Origin of the sequence: Streptomyces sp. NPDC050485 (assembly GCF_044458185.1) — a bacterium.
In the GTDB taxonomy this organism is placed as follows: domain Bacteria; phylum Actinomycetota; class Actinomycetes; order Streptomycetales; family Streptomycetaceae; genus Streptomyces.
Genome location: NZ_JBITHR010000034.1, coordinates 1 through 17,804, shown reverse-complemented (window position 1 = coordinate 17,804; position 17,804 = coordinate 1). Strand labels below are relative to the sequence as shown.

Genomic DNA, 17,804 nt, shown 5'->3' with positions numbered 1-17,804 from the left:
AGTTCGGTGCGGATCCTTTGAAGTGACGGTCGGGGTCAGGCAGTGAGGCTGTAGTTCTGCTGGTCAGGGCTGGCGTATACGCGTTGGTGTTCGCGGGCCGCGTGGAAACGCCAGTAGTCCTCGAAGTCGCTGTTCGTGATCAGCGCGCGGAGTTGGAGGACGGCTTCGGCGCCGGACAGTCCCCAGCGGGCGCTGGTGATGTTGAGGCGGTCGGCGATCAGATGTCGGCAGGTGCCTTCGATGGCGCCGATGGTCCAGCAGTACTCGGCGACGTGCACGAAATCGAGCAGGACGTTCAGGCGGTGGGCGTGGCGGACTTGTTCCTCGGTCATGGCTGACGGGCGGGCGCGGGCAGCGTCGAGGGCTTCGTGGAGGTTGGTGAAGCCGATGCTGCGAAGGCGCACCACCGACTTTCGGGGGCAGGTCGGCGTGCCTACAACGGGAGCCTGCGCCGGGGCACGCGGGCTCGCCCCCAGCGTGCGAGTAGCCGGTGCAGATGCCTCGGGTGCACGCCTGCGAGGCGTTTCCCGGGCTATGGCGATTAGCCGCTTGCGCCCCCGGGGAGCTTTGGCCGAGGGAGGACTTCGTGGATGAACTGACGGTCTCACCGGTCCGGCCCTGTCCCCTATACCGCCTGCCGGAGCCGGTACCTAGGCCCGGCCTCCAGTGACCTCTCCGAGCAGCCGCCGGGCTGTAACTGTCCTGCCCGTAGCCAGCCGTTACCAGCGACGATCCGTCACCGAGGTCAGTAAGCGATCCTTGTTCGGACACAATTTGGGAGGCCCCATGCACGAGTCGACCGTGCATCCGCTGACCGTCAATGACATCGACGGAGATGAGGCCCGGACCCCGCATCCCGTGCCTTTCTACCGCGATGCGGACCGACTGTTCCGAGCGGGCGCCGGCGGTGCGCCCGCCCTGGGGCAGTTGCTGGCTCCGGGGCCGCTTGTCCTGTCCCCGGCAGCCTGGGAGATGCGCCGGCACCGGTTCTCAGCGATCGAGACGTTCTTCCGCGTGACGCGAGACCTGTTTGCCGCCTCGCTACGGCGTGAGGCGGATCCCCGCATCGCCGAGTTGCTGATCAACGACTGTCCTGTGACCTTCGGCTTCGACCATCATCGAAGACTGGCCGCATCGCTGTTGACGACACCGTTGTTCTTCCGGACCGACGAGGCACCGGACGGGACCCTGTACGAAATCCAGTGTCCGGGCTCGGGCTGGGGCGATTACGAGCTCGTGCGGGATCTGTACGCACAGTACGAGCTGCTGGGCAGTGAGACGTCCGTGCCGAGCCTCGCCCGCGGTTTCGTGGAAGAGGTATCCGCGCTGGGGGTGGCGGACGAGCCGATCCTCCACCTCACCGACAATGCGTCCGCGCCCGCGGGCGTCCGCTATTTCATCAACCGGACCCGGCCGCACCTGCGCTACTTCGGCTGGGACCCGGGCATCAAGTCCATCGACTGCGGCTTGATCAGGACCCACTCCTTCCGCGGTGCCATGGCCGAGGACTTCGCGAGCCGACGGCTCCAGGCCGCCAAGGAGACAGGCCGACCCTTGTTCGACCTGCCACCGCATGTCACCTTCGACCAGAAGGCACCGGTCGTGCTGCCGTTCTGGTCCGTGACACGGAGCAGCTTTCCCGACAGCGTCCGTGCCCTGTTCCCGCCTACGCAGCTGGTGACACCGGACGGGTTCGAAATGCCGGACGGCGAGCACATCACACTCGTCCAGTTCGCGGCGCTTCCCAAAAGCCGCCGCTACTACTACCTGAAGTACGCCGGCTGCGACCCGGCCTGGAACTGGGGCAGCCAGTCGGTCACCCGGCTCCATGGCAGCAGTCGGTCCGTGCTGGCGGCCCTGGAACGGGCGGCGGAGCAGACAGCTGCCGGCAGCCCGTGGCTCGTTCAGCCCGAACAGACCCAGCGTGAGCCGGTCAGCTGGACGGACCCATCCACTGGTCAGGAGCGGCACGGGGTCTTCCACGCCAAGCTCTCCACCTTCTACGGTCCACGAGGACTGCTGGCGGTGCTCGCGGAGTCCCGCAACCACACCAAGGTGCACTCCCAGGCAGACACCGTCACGCGTGTGTGCGCTGTCAGCTCGCACACGGCCCGCTGCTGAGACGTCGGGCCAGATACTCCCGCACCGCGTTCTTGTCGGGCTTGCCGAGCGGAGTGAGCGGAATCTCGTCGAGGAAGGCCACGGTCCGTGGAGCGTGCCAGCGCGTCTTTTCCGCGCGTACTACGGCGCGGAGGTCTTCCTCGGACACAGCGGCACCGGGTTGCGTCACCACGGCTGCGTGGAGTGCTTCGCCGGTCTCGTCGTCAGGCAGTCCGACCACCGCGACCCCGACGATGGCCATGTCCCGCAGCCGGTCCACGAGGTACAGGTAGCCTTCCGCGTCCGCATGGCCCAGGTCGCCGGTACGGATCCAGCCGTCCGTCATCGTCCGGGCGGTGAGTTCGGGCTGTCGCCAGTAGCCGTTCATGGCATACGGCGAGCGCACCCACACCTCACCGACCGTGTCGGCCGCTACCGGGTCCCCTTCGCCGTCCCGGACACTCACCTCGACACCGTGTCGTGGCTTGCCCGCCGACCGCAACAACCCCGGCTGGCCGCCGACATGGTCGGCAGGGTGGAGCACGGAGATCATCCGGGCCTCGTTCTGGCCGTAGCTCTGCGCGAGGATCGGTCCGAGGCGGGAGAGCGCCTCCCGCAGCCGGGGCTGGGCGATGGGCGCGCCCATGTAGATGAGCAGTCGAAGGCTTGAGAGATCCGTCGTCGCCAGGTCGGGGTGGTCCAACAGGCGGTAGAGGCGGGTGGGCACCATCGTGGCCACGGTGACCCTGTCCCGCTCGATCGCTTTGAGCACATCGCCCGTCTCGAAGTCGTAGGCCAGGACGATCGTTCCGCCGTGCAGCAGCGTTGGCACCAGGCCGGTGCCGGGGACGGAACTCAAGGATGGGAATGCCAGCAGCCGGCAGGGCTGGGAGTCATGGAAAACGTCGAACTCCGGGTCGGCGCGATCACCCGCCGCCTCCCAGTGGCGGGTGAGCGCCGTGAGCCGTTCGAAGGTGTAACAGGCGAGCTTGGGCCGGCCGGTGGTGCTTCCCGAGGTGAAGACTAGTTCGCCGATGTCGTCGTCCCTTCCCCGCGCGGGCATCGGCTGGGCAGACTGGTGTGCGGCCAGCTCCAGCAGATCCTCCCCGATGGGGCTCGGGCCCAGGGACAGGGTCACAGGGGCCCTTTCCACCAGTGCGGCAGAGGGAGTCACGCCACCAAGCGGATCGAACACGAGGGCCTGCGCCTCGGCTTCCACGAAACTGGCCGCTTGTCCCGTGGGTGCCGCCAGCGCGCTGAGCCTGACGTAGTAGCAGCCGATCAGTTGGGCGGCCAGCTGGGCCAGGATGGTCCGGGGCGTGTCCGTAGCCAGCACCACGACTCCCTCACCCCGCCGGAGACCCCGGTCAGCCATGGCCCGGGCCAGCCGGAACACTTCCTCGTGCGCTTCGCCGTACCTCAGGACGGGCTGGCCGTCGCGAAGGAACATCACCCGGTCCCGGTATCGGTCGAATGCGTTCAGGAGTGCCGAGGGATGAGAGCAGACCTGCCCACCCGACCGGACTCCGGCCGGTCGCACGCCGTGGGGCGCCATCGGTTTCTCCGTCTGTAGGGATGCGTGTCGTACAAGGACTTCTACTGAGTCAGTTCTGTGCTGCCGCGCTGTGGCGTGGGGAGGGCACAGACTTCCTCGGCCTGCGTCAGCAGCGTGGTCATCAGGGAGACCGCGTCCTTCTCCGCCGCAGTGTGTTTGGGAGTGAATAGATCCGTTTCGGGGCCGGAGCCACCGGTGTAGACGACCAGGACCCGCTGGCCCTCTGGCACCAGGCCGTCCTCGACGGCCGCGAGTGCCCCGCACAGCGCGTAGAGCCCAGCCCGCTCTCTGGGCTCACCGCTGGGCGAGAGCGTGACGCGAATTCCGGCGTCCTCCAGCAGCCGGACCGCGCGCTGCTGACCACTGAGGTAGCGGCGGTTGGACAGCACGCGCACCGTGCCCGCGGTGTCGGCGCACAACTTGCGCACCTCCCGTAAGAGGTCGGGCGTGAGCACACGGCGGAAGAGGGTGGGTTCGAGCATCAGTGCGCTCGGGTTCGAGTCGACGCCCTCCAGTGCCTCGGCGTACGGGGCGACCGCTTCCTGCTGCACGCCCAGCAGACGGGGGCCGGGAGCGCACCCCAGCTCGTCGACCCCGCGGTAGAAGCCCAACGGTCCATAGGCGCTCGACAGTGCCTGCACATGCCAGTCCCAGCCGTGTCCGAGTTCCCCTGCCGCGTCACGCAAGAGGTGGGCGCGCAGCTTGTTGCCTTCGTACTGGTCGCTCAGCGAAGGCAGGACAGGGACGTTCGCAGCCTGCGCCGCCTCGCGCAGAATCTGCTTGATGCGCTGCTCGCTCGCATCCACTTCGATGAAGTCGACCAGCGGGTGCGCGGCGAGGCTCGGGAGGAGGCGGCGGCGGGAGTCCGGCGGGTAAAGGACGACGCTGCGGATGCCGACGTGGGAGGCGTAGGAGGCCAGCGCGTTCGCGGTGTTCCCCGAACTCTGCGCAGCCACGGTGGGAGTGCCCGCTTGCAGGGCGCGGGCAGTGGCCACACAGGCGACCCAGTCCTTGAACGTGCCAGTGTGGGAGAGGGTGGAGAGATCCAGCACATCCAGATCCACGCCCTGAAAGGGCGGAAGGCGCACCACGCGGGCGCCTTCGCGTTGTGAGACCCGCCGCAGCACAGTCTCCTCGACTCCGTTGACGTGCTCGGCGTAGCGCAGCACGACGCTCGCGTCTTCCCGGAAGATCTCCATTCGGCGTCCCTCCTCGGATGTCAGGGCAACGGAGCCGATACGGGACAGCAGGACGTCGTTGGAGGCGCCGACGATCGGCAGGGCCAGTGCATCGCGATAGTGGCGGCCCAGAGAGTCGTGCGGGTCGGCATAGCCGGCGCCCCCGCACAGCAGCACGCATGCCTGGACGATCTCCTGGAGGAGAGCCGTGCAGATGACTTTCGCCTCATCCGGGCCGACGGCGGGCGAAGGACCACTGAGGTCGCTCCAGATCGCACGTATCGCAGCAGTACGCGCACGTACTTCACCGACCCGTAACCGGATTGCGCCCTGTGCGTCCGGAGGCCGATGCCCGATCGTACGGGCGGCGAACCGTACGGCGCAGTCGCAGACGGCGTCTGCACAGGCAACGGCGCGAGCCGTGTAGCCCCGGAGGTCACCTGCGCGCAAGCTGTCGGTGAGGTCGTGCCCCGAGCCGCCTAGCACCTCCCGCTCCGGGTCGAAGACGTAGCCGTCGAAGGTGACCGCGCAGAGAGAGACACCGAGCACCCCAGGACGGGACAACTCCGGGCCGATCTCCACTCCGTCGGCGGAGGGGTCGACGAGGACGCCGAGCGTCACCTGCCCGTCACGGACGAGCGCCAGAATGCGATCGGCGTGCCGGGCGTTGGTCACCCAGTCCTTACGGCCGTGCAGGGTACGGTGGCCCGCCGAATCCCGTACATGGGTCTCCAGCAGTTCGGGATCGCAGCGGCCTTGCTCGTGGTAGGCCCGGGCAAAGATAGCCGCACCGGAGGCCATGGCTGGCAGCCAGGTGGATCGCTGTTCACACGTACCGTGACGCAGCATCTGACTGCACAATTTGAGGTGCGTCCCCGCCAACGAAGCAAGGGACTGCCATCCGCGCGCCAGCAGGTAGAGCAGCTGCGCCGTTGTGTCCTCACCACAGCCGAGCCCGTCGTACCGGGCGGGCACGTTGGCCCCGAACACGCCCAGTTCCCGCAGCCGCTTCACCAGCGGTTCCGGGTATTCCTCCTCACGATGGTCGGCCAAATACTGTGGGACCTCCCGCTCCGTGAAAGAACGCACTCCTTCAAGCAGTTGCCGTGCCACACCCACATCACCGTTCTGCATCCGGCCTCACTCACGCCCCACAAACATGCACAACCCCCCCCGTGTGCCAAGGGATATCGTGCCGTGCCTACACCGCGGACTCAGACCGGATCGCGGCTAAACCCCCTGATCGGATGGCTGCATTGAACGCATTATTGAGTTCGGGGCATCAGCGGCCGGATGATTCGGCTAGTGGTTGTTCAGCAGGTGGTGGTGTCTCGGGCTAGGACGAGTTCGGTGCTTGTCCGGTAACGGCTGGGGCGCTTGGCGGCTCGGTCGGAGATCAGGCAGGCGATTGCGATGTGGGTCTCGGCATATGTTTCACGGCGGCCGGTGAAGCGCCGGAGTGGTGCCCACTGCCGGAGTTCGGCATTGGTGTGCTCGACGCAGATCCGGGCCGAGGACTGGCGGCGCCGTGCCTCGCGCCAGGCGTACTTGTCGCCGTCGCAGGCGTCGTCCGTGGGCTTCTTCGGCGGGGTGGTCACCTGGTCGGGGAACTCCTTGGCCAGCCCTTGATACCCGGAGTCGGCCCTGGCCGTCACACGAGGGCGATGGCGGAACTGCTCGGCGATGCCCTCGCTGCGGACGGCGGTTTGATCGTGCATTCGGCCTGGCCGTACGACCCCGGACAGCAGCATGCGGCCCTGGCTGTCGCTGAACGTCGTGGTCTTGATGGTGTTCTGCCTGCGCTTGCCCGAGACGAATGCCCGGCGGCCGGGCCGGTCCGCCTGCGGGCGGCGGACCTGGGTCTCTGCCCCGTCCAACCGCAGTTCGACCCTCTCGGCGTCGGCGTAGGCGAAGACATCCTCCAGCGTCTTCAGTCGCAGGCCGGGACGGTCGGGAACGGCGAAGCCCCGGGCGGCGAGCAGCGGACGGACCTGGCGGATCGCAGCGGAGACGGTGGAGCGGTCCACGTCGAAGAGCTCGGCCAGGGCCGCGTGCGGCAGGTCGTGCCGCAGATGTACCAGGGTGACCAGCAGCCGGTCGGCGAAGACCAGCCTGGGCTTGCGCCCGGCCCCGACCGCCCGCTGCCGAGGTCCGCCGCGCCCGGCGTGCAGCACGGACTCCCGGGGCCTCCCACGGGTGAGCGAGCTCTTCGAGCAACTCACCGAAATGTGTCCGGGAGACACCGGTCAGGGCAGGATGGGAGCAGGCTGCACGGGCCCAGGTCAGCTTCATAACTCACCCAACCCGTGCGGCCCTTCTCATGTCACGGCCCGACCAGGCCCGCTCGCACTTCCCCCAAGGTCGTCAGACGGGCCGGCAGAGGAGTCCCTGCTGAGGAACGGGAATTGAGCACCACATCTCCTTCCTCTCTCTGGGCTGCGTCATCGCGTGCTGCCTGTGCCGTGGGGTATTCCGAGGGCGACTTGGGTGATGCCTGGCAGTCCCAATCGAGGGCCCTAATACTGCAGAACAGCAGGGTGGCGCTGCGGGGAGGTTCGATGGCTGCGGCGGGGCTGGCCAGCCCGAGGGTCAGTCCAGCCACGGCAGCGCCAGTCAGGCTGGCTGTACGTCGGACACGAATCACGAGATCCCCCTTGAGAGCACGGCGGCATACGCGTCATGGAGCAGGCAGAACCTTCCCAACGGACAGCCATCTCACATCACACCGTCACATGAACCTCAAACGCCAGTTCGACACGAGCACGAGTAGGGCCAGCCGGGGGACGAGAAATCACATCGCATGGACGGCAGACACACCGCGGACCCCGTCCAGGCTGAACGGGTCCCGCGCGAGGGTCGGCGTATCCAACACGCTGTCAAGGCCGACAGCGAGTCCATAGCCGAGCTCAAGCTCCTTACAGCCCGTCGCAAACGACCTGGTCTGCGACCGCACCTCCAACCGGCTCCGAGGGCTGCTGCCCAGTATTTTCCCCGCTCTCGTTAGTCGTGTGCAGCCCGCTGAACCTGGGCTGACTGGGTTGGATGTCGACGAGTCTGGTCGTGCTGACGCTGTTCGGGTGGCTACGGCGACGCCACCGACGGCTCCTCGCTCCCTCCAAGTGCAGCCGCCCCGTTCACCGGAGCGGCCGACCACGCTACGCACCTCGCACGGGGTGCGGTTGCAAGGGGGCACGGTGGTGAAGCCGCGCTTGCGGGCGACCTCGGTGACGCTTCGGTCGGCTGCGGACACCGACGAGGCCGCCGGACGCGGCTCCCCTGTTCTGGCTCTGCCTCACCGGATCCTCGAACGGCCGCACCACCGCAGGGGTGGAGTCACGTTTGTCCCGTGGAGAACAAGGGCCCTAGTCAGGCCCAGCAGCAGCCGCTAATCTCATTGCCGCCGTAAAGGGCAGCGGGTTAGACGCGGCGGCGACGGGGGCTTGTGAGAAGTGACGCTGAACACCGACGGCCCGGACGGGGCTGACCAACTTCGTTCACTGCACGCCTGGTTGACAGATGTCGACGAGTTGAGAGGCCGAGTCGGCTGCAAGGAGAGCCCACCCGAGAAGGGCACGCTCGGACCTTTGCTCGAGGCGCTGACGGTGGCCCTCGGTCCCGGCGCCGCGGCGACCGCGCTGGCCACGACCGTCATCGCCTGGCTGCGTACCCGGCGCAGTGAGATACGCATCAAGGTGACGCTCCCGGACCGCCGTTCGCTGGAACTCTCCGCCAGGAACGTGGCCGATCTCGACGCGGCCGCCCTACGGCAGCAAGTGGCCGACGTCGCGGCCCTGCTCGGCGCGCAGGACCAGCAAGGCGACGCGACCTTGGAGATCGCCCCGCCCGAGCGCCAAGAGGACCGATGACCGATCTGGACGGCGCGGGCGTACAGGTTCTGCTGATCGCCACCGCGACGCACCAGGACGGCGGACTGCCCTCGGTGCCCTCGGTCGCCGACAGCTTCAGGGATATGCGGACGGCTCTGATCGAGCGTTGCGGGGTACGCCCGGAGCATGTGACGGCGGTGCTCGACCCAGCTGACGCCCAGAGCATGGCCCTCGCCGTGGCCAGGGCGACGAAGCGGGCCGACACCGTTCTGCTGGTCTACTTCATCGGGCACGGTCTGCTCACCCCGGGCGGGGATTTATACCTGGCCGCCGGCAACACCGCGGAGCTCAGTCCCGGCATGGCCGAGCATCAGGCGTACTCCTTCGCCGCCTTGCGGGAGGCGGTGCTGGCGAGCCGGGCGGCGTCCAAAGTTGTCATACTGGACTGCTGTTTCTCCGGGCGCGCGTCGCTCGGCGGCACCTCATTGGTCACTGCTTTCAACGCGGCACCCGGGAACGGGATGTATGTCCTCGGGTCGGCGGAGCTACTCGCCCGCGCTCCGGAGGACGCCGAACACACCACGTTCACCGGAGCGTTCCTGGAGCTGTTGGAGCACGGCGACGCCGAGGGGCAGCAGTCGCTGACCCTGGACGCTGCCTACTACGCCTTGGATCGGAAGCTGCGGGACAGACAGCAACCCGTACCCCGGCGGGTGAACGGAGATCTCTCCGGCAACCTCGTCATCGCGCCGAACCAGGCTTTTCGGACCCGCGCCTCGACACCGGAACGGCAGCCGCCCGCTGACAGCGTCTGCCCCTACCCAGGGCTCGGCCCCTTCACGGTGGACCGGGCCGATGTCTTCGCCGGGCGGACAGCGATGACCGAGCGCCTTGTGAAGGCGACGGCGGCGGCCTTAGGCGGACCCGGCCCACTGATTCTCGTCGGGGCGTCCGGTTCCGGAAAGACCTCCCTGCTCAATGCCGGTCTGCTGGCCGGACTGCGCACCCATGGACTACCCGGCCTGCCGGGGTCGACCGGCTGGCCCAGCCGGCGTCTGACCCCCGGCAAGAACCCGCTGCGGAATCTGGCCGACGCCCTTGCGCCCGAGTCGTCCGACGCCGCCGAATTGCTGCTGGCGAACGGCCACGCGGCCGCACTTGTGGACCCGCTGCTGGACCACCCGGGGCAACGGCTGGTCATGGTCGTCGATCAGCTGGAGGAGCTGTTCACCCTCTGTACGGACCCGGAGGAACAGACGGCGTTCCTGAGGGCGGTGACCGCACTGGCCCGGCCTGGAGAAGGCCACGAGCCACAGGCCCTGGTGGTGTTCGCGTTGCGGGCGGACTTCTACGCCCAGGCAGCCGAACACCCCGAACTGCGCACCGTCCTGAGCGAGAGTCAGTTGCTGGTCGATCCGATGGACGTCGGCGAACTCCGCGCCTCGATCGAGGAACCGGCAGCCACCGCGCAGTTGGAACTCGAGGACGAGCTCGCCCCCCTCATCCTGAAGGAGCTGGGCAGGGCGACCGGCGGACGGCCCCCTGCAGAGGCGCTGCCCCTCCTGTCCCACGTGCTGCAGGAGACGTGGAAGGAGCGCGAGGGGCTACGGCTCACCGTCTCCGGTTACCTCGCCACCGGCGGCATCACGAAGGCCGTCGCGACCACCGCGGAGAACGTCTACGGCCGGCTTAGCGCGGCCGGCCAGGAGGCCGTGCGTCTCATGCTGCCCCGGCTGGTCCGGGTGAGCGAGGACGCCGCCGACACCGCGCAGCCCGTCGAATGGCCCGTACTCCTGCACGGAGTGTCCGACGACGCGGTCGCACGGGACGCGATCAAACGGTTCGCCGACGCTCGCCTGCTCACCCTCGACCGAGACACGGTCCGGATCAGCCATGAGGCGCTGCTGCGCGCCTGGCCCCAGCTGGAGCAGTGGGTCGACGAGGATCGCGACCTGCTGCGCGCCCGCCAGCAGCTCGCCTCCGACGCGGCGGGCTGGAAGCAGTCCGAAAAGGACCCCTCCCTGTTGTACCGAGGGAACCGGCTCGTCGCGATGCGGGAGCGCACGGCTGCCCCGGGCGCCCCACCACTGGGATCGGTGTCCGCCGAGTTCATGGAGAGCTCCTGGCGTCAGCACACGCGCGAAGGCCGCCGACGCCGTGCCGCGTTCACCTTCTTCGTCGTCCTGGCCCTGCTGGCGACGACCGGTCTGGTCGGCGCGGGGATCTACTGGCGGCGGGCCGACCAGGCACAACAGCGCGACCTCGCCCGCTATCTGGCCGCCGAAGCCGAAGGCCAGCGCGAGCTCCACCCCGGGCTGGCCAAGCAGCTCAGCCTGCTCTCGTACCGGATCGACCACAAAGCCGGCCGCAGCGCCCTCCTCAACAGCCAGCGCACCCCCGGCGTGATCAACGGCGACGAACCGGCCTACGACCTCTCCTACAGCGCGAACGGTCGGGTGCTCGCCATCTCCACCGGCGACTCGATCGTGCTGCGCACCCGGAACGGCGACGGGCGGATCGACGGGATTCTGTCTGGCCCGATCGCGGTGGCCGCCGACGGCACCGTGCTCGCCGCAGCCACCTACGACAGCGACGGCTCCACCTCCGCGACTGTACGGCTGTGGGACATCTCCGACCCCGGCCGACCGCGGAAGCTGGCCGCCCCCACGACGCCGGACGCCGTCACCGCGTTGGCCTTCGGCACGGACGGGCACACCCTCTTCGCCGGTACCTCGGCGGGCGAGATCCGCCGCTGGGACACCGGCGATCCGGCGGCACCGCACGCCCTGTCCCCGCTCCGGGGCAACGGCAAGCAGGTCGACTCCCTGGCCGTCTCCCCCAAGCGCGGTCTACTCGCGAGCGCGAGCACCGACGGGCAGGTACAGCTGTGGAAGGAAGCCGGCACCACCCCCGTTGCCACGCTGCGCGCGGCGCCGTACACGCCCTACTCCGACGGGCACAAGCGGCCACTGCACCGGATCGCCTTCGACAGTTCGGGCGGGCTGCTGGCGGCACCTGCCGAGGAACCGAAGAAGAAGGACGACCTCGCGCCCAGTGACGACCTGGCGCTGTGGACACTCGACGACCCCCGGGCTCCCCGGCAGGTCGTGGCGGCGGACAAAGGCGTGCCGTCCGGCTCTAGCAGATGCCCCGAGACTGTGACCTCAATGGCGTTCGCCTCGAACAGCAAACGGATCGTCGCGAGCTGCGTCGGCAGCTGGAAGGTCTGGGTCTACACCTACGGAACCGACGCGGTCCTGCCGGGCGCGTCGAACACCGTCAACGGCTCGAACGGCGGTGTGGCCCTGTTCGCCCCCGGCAACGACGAACAGCTGCTCAAGGCCACCGAACGCGGCGTCCAGGTCTGGGACCTCTCCAACGGGGCCCAGCCGGGGGCGGTGGGGTTCATACCGCCGGCGCCCGGCACCGGGAGTGGGCTCTCCCTCGCGACGTCCGGGCAGAAGCTGCTTCTCGCCTACCAGGGTGTGGGCGCGAACTGGCTGCGGGATCTCAATCTCCAGCACCTGCAGTCCAACTTGTTGGCCACGACGGACGCTCCCGACATGTTCACGGGACAGGACATCGCCCTCAGCCCGGACGGCAAGCTCCTCGCCGACACCGAGGTCTACAAGCAGGGCAAGGACACATACGCCAATCTGTTCCTGCGCAGCACCGCCAGTCCGAAAGAGAAGCTGGGCATGATCGAGGTGAACAACGGTGTGGGGGCTCTGGCCTTCAGCCCGACCAAGCCCCTCCTGGCCGTCTCCGACTGCAACGGCGTCGTGGCCAGTAACCCCAAGCCCCAGGTCGTCCAGCTCTACGACATCGCCGACCCCCGGCATCCGCGGCACCTCTCCACGATCGAGACGACCGGGTACGGACTCGGCTTTTCGCCGGACGGCAGATCGCTGGTCATGAACGAGTCCGTCCAGGGCGACACGAAGGCGGCCCGCCCGACCGCGGGGACGCTGGTGCGCAGTTGGAATGTCGCCGATCCCGCGCACCCGTCCGCGTCGTGGTCGATGCGCCTGCCCACCGGCACCAACTTAGCTCGTTTCGCCTTCCGGCCGGACGGGAAGCTCTTCGCGCTCTACGACGGCACCGGAACGCTCCGGCTGTGGGACGTCCGAGGTGACCGCCTCGTCGGTTCCCCCGCCAAGGTGTCCATCGGCAGCCTCGGCGGCGCACTGGCGTTCAGCCCCGACGGGACCCGCATCGCCCTGATCGCGTACAACAAGGACTTCGAGGCCCGCCCCGAAGTCTGGGACGTGAGTGACTGGGCCTCGCCCACCCGGCAGTTCTACATGCCGACCGCATCGGCCTTCTACTCCCTAGCATTCACCCCCGACGGCAAGACCCTCGCCGTCGTCCGCGCCTACGCGGGCATCGACCTGTGGGATACCGACCCGCAGCACGTCATCGCGGACCTCTGCAACGCGGTCGGTGACCCCATCTCCGAGCAGGACTGGAAGAAGTACCTGCCGGACCGCCCCTACCAACCGCCATGCCAGTGACGTAGATCGCTGCATTTCCAGTTCGACCGTCACCAATACGATGCCGCCCCGCGCGGACTGAACGCGGAAATCGGCTCCGATAAGACCTGATCCCCACACCGGTCAGCGCTACTGATCTTGAAAGGGTGATGTCGGATGACGGCCGTACCGGAACTGCCTCTGAGACCCTCTGTCCGGCGCTCGGAAGGTCGATTGTCCACGGACATCGGGCCGTCCGGGTGAGCGGTCATTTCGGAGGCGTCCGCCTACAAGGATCTTGCGCTGTCCGCTCTCACGGATCGGGCTCCACTTCCACGCCCGCGCCCTGGACCGGAAGGTCCAGACGATGGCCAGGGCCTACGAAATCCAGATCACCGGAGTTTGGAGACGACCGTGACTCAAGAACCGCTGCCTGTGCGTGAGCCGCTCGCCACGACCCCGGCCGGGGAGCGCGAAGCCGCGCCAACGCGGCCTCCGATGGCCGCGCCGGTGCGCGTGGTGGCTTTCCCCTGGGCGGCGGGGGGACGACCGTCAGCTATCCCGACCTCCGCGCGGCGGAGGGCTCGGAGTCGTCTCGCGCTGACCGACGATCTTCACCGAAGTCGTCCGCCCACGACCAGCACGAGCATCTCGGAAAGGCCGAGATGACGGCACGGCACGCACGTCGTACGGTGGAAATGCGCCTGTGTGCACCCGCCCCGTGTTAGGGCGCCAAAGAGCGATGCCATGAACTCGCTGTAAGAACCCCTAACGGAAAGCCGCCGTGCCGCCCTCCGCTTCCTGGTGGCTCGGTCCGGCCGCGTATGCCAGCGGAGGGGCGATTGCCTGGGCGTCCGCTCCCTCGCCGACCCATAGCGCGATGAAGAGCGCGGCGGTCGCTTCCAGGAGTCCGGCACGTTCGAGGCCGCCGCCAGCCACGGGTTCACAGCCCATGTCCCGTACCAACTCACGCACACGCTCGAGGGCAGTCTCGTCGTCTCCGCAGACCGGAACGGCCAGTGGTCGCCCATCGAAGACGGGCGGCCGCATGCGCCACACGTCCTCGTGGCAGAGGTTGAAAGCCTTGACCACGTGGGCTCCCGGTGCTGCCGCAGCCAGTTGCTGCGCGGCTGAGGGGCCTCCTTCTGTCAGCAGCCGGAAGCCCGGCCCGACCGGGTTGGAGCAGTCGAGCAGCACCTTGCCCTCCACGGCCGCGTCAAGGTCCCGTGCCACGTCTACTCCCGCCCCGAAGGGCAGCGCGGCCAACACCACCTGCCCGGACTCGGCCGCCGCGCGCAGACTGGCAGGCTTCGCGCTGCCTCCGATACGCGTCGCGAGCCGCTCCGCCTTGTGTGCGTCCCGCCCCCCGATAATCACCTCGTGCCCGGCCCGCACCCAGTGGGTGGCGAGCGCGTCGGCCATGTTGCCCGTGCCCAGTACACCGATTCTCATCACGCGGTCCCTCTCCGTGCCTGCTTCGACCGTTCACACCGACGCTAGAAGGCGGTTCGGGCACCATTTGGTACGTGACGACCGACGCCTTCCTCGCCGACTGCCGCGCCCGCCTCGCCTTCGACCTGCTCTCCAACACCTGGAACGCCGTGGTGCTCTGGGCGCTGCGCGACGGTCCCAGGCGCCCGGTCGAACTACGGGAGCGGATCGGGGGCATCAGCTCCAAGGTCCTCACCGAGACTTTGCGGCGGCTGCAGTTCAACGGACTGGTCGACCGGCAGGAATACCCCGACGCGCCATCGCGGGTCGAGTACCAACTCACCGCTCTGGGCCGGACCTTGCTGGCGCCCATCGACGCCGTCGGTGCATGGGCCTTCGAGTACGGCGATGAGGTTATGGCAGCCCAGGAAGCAGCATGTACTCCCGACCCGCAGTTGCCTCGTCCAGCTTGCTAGACGGGTTAACAGCGTGAGCGCAGACGACGCCAGCAGATGAGGGCACATCCCAGGATGAGGAAGGCTTCGTGAATGTCGTCGCGGATCTCCCAGCGGATCCGCAGGCGGCGGAACCAGTGCAGGTGGGCGAATGCGCGCTCCACGACCCAGCGTTGGGTGCCCAGGCCGGAGCCGTGCTCGGTGCCCCGGCGGGCGATCAGCGGCTTCACACCGAGATCCCAGACCATGCGGCGGTACTTGTCATGGTCGTAGCCGCGGTCGCCCAGCACCATGTCCGGGCGGCGCCGGGGCCGGCCGCGCTTGCCCCGCACCGGCGGCACCGCTTCGAGCAGCGGGATGAGCTGGGTGACGTCGTTGCGGTTGCCGCCAGTCAGCGTGGCCGCAAGCGGGATGCCAGTGGCATCGGTGATCAGACGGTGTTTGCTACCGGTTCTGCCCCGCTCAACAGGACTTCGTCCCGTCTTCGAACCCCCCTTCAACGCCCGGATGTGGGAGCCGTCGACGGCTGCCCGGGAGAAGTCCAGAACGTTCGCGCTGCGGAGCTTGGCAAGGAGGACCTCGTGCAACCGGGGCCACACCCCGGCCTCGGTCCACTCGGCCAGGCGGCGCCAGCAGGTCATGCCCGAGCCGAAGCCGAGTTCCTGCGGCAGATACTCCCACGAGATCCCGGTGTGCAGGATAAACAGAATGCCCTGGAAGACCAGCCGGTCCGGATGCCGCTTGCGTCCCGGGTGCCGGGTCCGACGCTCGACCTTGGGCAGCAGCGGCTCGATCACCGCCCACAGCTCGTCGTCGACTTCCCACGGCTTCGGCCGCACCACCCCGCACCCCCGGATCATCAGTCCCGGAGTGATCCAACCCCCTCGAAGATCATTTCGTTAGGAGTTCTTAGTACTGCAACGGTGTTTGTGGTGACTGGTGGGCAGCTTTGTCGTTGGTGTGGTTATGGGTGGGGGTCTCGCTGGTGTCGGGTTGTGAGCCGGGGAACTGAGTGCGGTGCACGGGCGGTTCGTGCACCGGTTCAACCGGCAGGAGCCGCGGGATTCGGCGCTCGCTTATATGCGGGGGCTGATTGCTCTGCTGGAGCGGAAGAACGGCTGGACGCTCTCGGAAGAAGCCGGGCACGCGGGGCCTGACCGCATCCACCGGCTGCTGAACCGGATCGAGTGGGATGCCGACGAAGTCTGGACGACGTGCGCGACTACGTCGTGGAACACCTCGGAGACCGGGATGCCGTCCTGATCATCGATGACACCGGTTTCCTCAGGAAGGGCATCCGGTCGGCCGGCGTGCAACGGCAGTACTCCGGCACCGCCGGACGCACCGAGAACAGCCAGATCGGTGTGTTCCTCGCCTACGCCACCGCCCGCGGACGCACGCTGATCGACCGCCGTTTGTATCTGCCCACGTCATGGACCGACGACCGGGAAAGGTGCCGGCCAGCCGGCATCGACGACAGCGTCGCCTTCGCCACGAAGGTGGCCATGGCCCGGGCGATGGTCCGCCGGGCGATCGCGGACAAGGTCCCGTTCGGGTGGGTGACGGCCGATGCCGCCTACGGCTACAGCAAGGGCTGGCGCTTCGAGCTGGAACAGGCCGATGTCTTCCACGTCATGGCCACCACCCGGCACGACACCGTCGTCACCCTCTGGTCCATCGACCACCCCGTCCACGACCTGTTCCCGGGCCTGCCGCGGCAGAAGTGGAAACGCCGCTCGTGCGGCCAGGGGGCCCACGGACAGAGGATCTACGACTGGGCCCGCGTCGAAGTCCGGCCCTGGCACCGCGAAGACCGCCGGCACTGGGTCATCGCCCGCCGCAGCGTCCGCCGGCCCGAGGAGATCTCCTACTACATCGTCTACTGCCCCGCCGACACCACCCTGGACGAACTGATCCATGTCGCGGGCAGCCGGTGGGCCGTTGGGGAGTGCTTCCAGAGCGCGAAGCAGGAGTGCGGCCTGGACGACTACCAGGTCCGCCGCTATCCCGGCTGGCACCGCCACATGACCCTGGCGATGGCCGCCCACGCCGTCCTGCGGGCCCGTGAACTCGACACGGACAAAGCAGAAACGGATCCTCCCCGCTCATCCACCTCAGCCTCGCCGAGATCAGACGCCTGACCAACCGCCTCACCCACCGCCGGCCCGCCACCGTCGAGTACGTCCTGCACTGGTCCCACTGGCGCCGGAAAAGGCAGTACCAGGCCCGCCTCAGCCACTACAAACGACGCGGCCACACACCACCAGAAACTGCCCACCCGTCACCACAAGCACCGTTGCAGTATTAGACGTCATCTCATTTGGTAAGTCTGCGGTAGCAGATTGAGCCGCCCTGCGTTCCTCGGACAGTGGCGTTGAGGGGTTTCTATGCCGCGGCCTGCAACTCTTCGTACTCGGCGTGCACTTCTGCGGGGGTTCGGTAGCCGAGTCCGGAGTGGAGGCGTCTGTGATTGTAGAACATCTCGATGTATCGGACGATTGCCCGGTGAGCGTGCGCGCGCGTCGGGAACGACGTTCGATGTACAAGCTCATTCTTCAGGGCCCCGAAAAATGATTCGGCCATGGCATTGTCCCAGCAGACTCCGGTGCGGCCGACTGATGCCCTGAGCCCCAACGAACCGAGTTTCGCCCGGAGTTCTCGGGAAGTGTATTGACTGCCGCGGTCCGAATGAAATATGCAGCCGTCGACGAGGCCGATGTTCCGTGCCGTCATGTCGAGTGCGTCCGATATGAGCGACGCCTTCATGTGGTCAGCCATCGCCCAGC

At 67.9% G+C, this 17,804-nt stretch carries 9 protein-coding genes and 3 pseudogenes; 5 read left to right on the top strand and 7 right to left on the bottom strand.

Features of this window, described 5'->3' with window-relative positions; translation table 11 throughout:
* Positions 1-35 precede the first annotated feature (35 nt).
* A pseudogene (locus ACIBK6_RS37820) lies at positions 36-362 on the bottom strand (ISKra4 family transposase); the annotation flags it as partial.
* 424 nt (positions 363-786) lie between these two features.
* Here ACIBK6_RS37820 and ACIBK6_RS37815 point away from each other — a divergent pair.
* Positions 787-2,121, top strand: coding sequence for a hypothetical protein (locus ACIBK6_RS37815; RefSeq protein ID WP_399057274.1), 1,335 nt, complete (start codon positions 787-789; stop codon positions 2,119-2,121).
* Here ACIBK6_RS37815 and ACIBK6_RS37810 read toward each other — a convergent pair.
* The 3 genes and pseudogenes from ACIBK6_RS37810 to ACIBK6_RS37800 form a co-directional block, all read right to left on the bottom strand.
* Positions 2,096-3,655, bottom strand: coding sequence for an AMP-binding protein (locus ACIBK6_RS37810; protein ID WP_399057272.1), 1,560 nt, complete (start codon positions 3,653-3,655; stop codon positions 2,096-2,098). The genes ACIBK6_RS37815 and ACIBK6_RS37810 overlap by 26 nt on opposite strands.
* A gap of 41 nt (positions 3,656-3,696) precedes the next feature.
* Positions 3,697-5,967 (bottom strand): pyridoxal-phosphate dependent enzyme, encoded by a 2,271-nt coding sequence (locus tag ACIBK6_RS37805; RefSeq protein ID WP_399057270.1) that lies wholly within the window; start codon positions 5,965-5,967, stop codon positions 3,697-3,699.
* Between the two features lie 179 nt (positions 5,968-6,146).
* Positions 6,147-7,125 (bottom strand): annotated as a pseudogene (locus ACIBK6_RS37800) (transposase family protein).
* A gap of 1,157 nt (positions 7,126-8,282) precedes the next feature.
* Between ACIBK6_RS37800 and ACIBK6_RS37795 the strand changes: the two are divergent.
* Together ACIBK6_RS37795 and ACIBK6_RS37790 are read left to right on the top strand one after the other, a co-directional pair.
* Positions 8,283-8,699, top strand: a complete 417-nt coding sequence (locus tag ACIBK6_RS37795) for a hypothetical protein (RefSeq protein WP_399057268.1) — start codon at positions 8,283-8,285, stop codon at positions 8,697-8,699.
* Positions 8,696-13,174 carry a hypothetical protein gene (locus tag ACIBK6_RS37790; RefSeq protein WP_399057266.1) on the top strand — a complete coding sequence of 1,493 codons (4,479 nt, stop codon included), beginning with the start codon at positions 8,696-8,698 and terminating at the stop codon, positions 13,172-13,174. Before ACIBK6_RS37795 ends, ACIBK6_RS37790 begins: the two co-directional genes overlap by 4 nt.
* A gap of 726 nt (positions 13,175-13,900) precedes the next feature.
* Here the strand turns inward: ACIBK6_RS37790 and ACIBK6_RS37785 are convergent.
* Complete coding sequence (locus ACIBK6_RS37785; protein WP_399057264.1) at positions 13,901-14,584, bottom strand: NADPH-dependent F420 reductase; 684 nt, start codon at positions 14,582-14,584, stop codon at positions 13,901-13,903.
* Between the two features lie 74 nt (positions 14,585-14,658).
* Here ACIBK6_RS37785 and ACIBK6_RS37780 point away from each other — a divergent pair, with 74 nt between their 5' ends.
* On the top strand, positions 14,659-15,039 hold the full coding sequence (locus ACIBK6_RS37780; RefSeq protein WP_399057262.1) for a winged helix-turn-helix transcriptional regulator: 381 nt from the start codon (positions 14,659-14,661) through the stop codon (positions 15,037-15,039).
* 5 nt (positions 15,040-15,044) lie between these two features.
* On the opposite strand, the gene ACIBK6_RS37775 is transcribed toward ACIBK6_RS37780, so the two are convergent.
* The gene (locus tag ACIBK6_RS37775; RefSeq protein ID WP_399057260.1) at positions 15,045-15,878 is read right to left on the bottom strand and encodes an IS5 family transposase; all 834 of its coding nucleotides are present in this window, start codon (positions 15,876-15,878) and stop codon (positions 15,045-15,047) included.
* A 148-nt stretch (positions 15,879-16,026) separates the two neighbouring features.
* On the opposite strand from ACIBK6_RS37775, the pseudogene ACIBK6_RS37770 reads away from it, so the two are divergent.
* Positions 16,027-17,159, top strand: a pseudogene (locus tag ACIBK6_RS37770) (IS701 family transposase).
* A 244-nt stretch (positions 17,160-17,403) separates the two neighbouring features.
* On the opposite strand, the gene ACIBK6_RS37765 reads toward ACIBK6_RS37770, so the two are convergent.
* Positions 17,404-17,804: integrase core domain-containing protein (locus ACIBK6_RS37765; protein ID WP_399057258.1), on the bottom strand; the 401-nt coding region annotated here is incomplete at its 5' end.